The sequence below is a fragment of the Methanoculleus sp. genome (assembly GCF_030019085.1).
Classification (GTDB): domain Archaea; phylum Halobacteriota; class Methanomicrobia; order Methanomicrobiales; family Methanoculleaceae; genus Methanoculleus.
This window is the reverse complement of the sequence record NZ_JASEFJ010000051.1, coordinates 499-1,741: the sequence shown is the minus strand read 5'-3', so window position 1 is coordinate 1,741 and position 1,243 is coordinate 499. Positions and strand designations below refer to the sequence as shown.

Sequence of the window (1,243 nt, the reverse complement as noted above, 5' to 3'; positions counted from 1 at the left end):
GAAGATCCTTATCGAGGAGAGTGACCCAATGCAACAGGGACTGATAGATGCGGCAGTAAGCCTGGGAAAGACCATCGGAATGAGTCTTGCCCCTGAAGGCAAGAAAGGAAAAGGTGAACTCTTCCGTCTCCGGAAAGCACGAAAACCAGAGGATTTCCTTAACGAGGTTAACAGGATCCAGCTCAAGTATGGGGCACTGGTAACCTCCGACCTTTACAACAGGGGTGAAGAGTTCGAAAAGAACTTCGCCGAGTTCAAACAGTTCTGCATGATCGCGGCGCTGAACACCTTCAATGGCATGAATAGGGATCGCGAGAGTGCAGGTAGCCATGATCAGGCAGCAGGTGAGGTAGCATGAGTTCAAAACCGGATTTTAAAAAGGCAAAGGCGTTGACGGTCACGTATCTCACGCCGGTATCGTTTGCGTCATTAAATGGATCGGACAAAGAAGCAGATAACATCTCAAGCATCAAGAAGATCTCAGTTGGTGTAGAGCAGTACCCCTACGTCTCCGCTCAGGCGGTGCGACGTGCCCTGCGCAACCAGCTTGAGGTGATGGGGTGGACGCTCTCGGAGGGTGCGGTCGCAACCATCAAGAAAGGAGCCGCAACCACGAAACAGGAACCGGAGAAGTACATCGACGACGACCTCTTCGGGTATATGGGGACCGAGCGGGGCGAGGGGGCCGGCCAGGGATCCGCGAAAAAACGAACCTCGCCTGTCCGCGTCTCCCCGCTCATCGCACTGAACCCATATCTAGGCGACCTGGACTTCGGCACCAATTACATGGGGGTCGAAGCGGGTGGCAACCCGAACATCTTCGAGACCGAGATCCACTCTGGCCTCTATCGGGGTACGGTCTTAATAGAACTGGACAGGGTCGGCTGCGGTGAGGGGTTTTATAGTCCCCTCGATAACAAGGCGAAAGCCGAGCGCGTGAAAGCACTGCTGGCCGCTGTTAAGAACCTCTGGGCATCCGGACGGCAGAGCAGGTACCTTGCCGATATATCACCGAAGTTTGTGGCAGGGGTTCTCCTCACGGTGAAGAACCCCATATTCCTGGAGAGTGTGCAGGTTAGCGGTTCTGAACTGAATACGGCGATGATCACAGAGACTCTGAAAGATTACAGTAAGGAGACGCTTGCTACAATATTCGGAGCGAGAAACGGGTTCTTCTCAGGAACGCCGGAGGGCACCGTCTCGATCGGCGAGGCGTTTGACACGATGGCCGGGTGGGTAGACC

General features: G+C 54.7%; 2 protein-coding genes. Both read left to right on the top strand.

All coding sequences use genetic code 11. From position 1 onward, the window contains the following. Nucleotides 1–358 (top strand): hypothetical protein (locus QMC91_RS09900; RefSeq protein WP_300238075.1); only part of this gene is annotated, 358 nt, incomplete at its 5' end. Continuing rightward, a partial coding sequence (gene cas7i / locus QMC91_RS09895; protein ID WP_300238074.1) for a type I-B CRISPR-associated protein Cas7/Cst2/DevR occupies nt 355–1,243 on the top strand: 889 nt, incomplete at its 3' end. The genes QMC91_RS09900 and cas7i, both read left to right, overlap by 4 nt.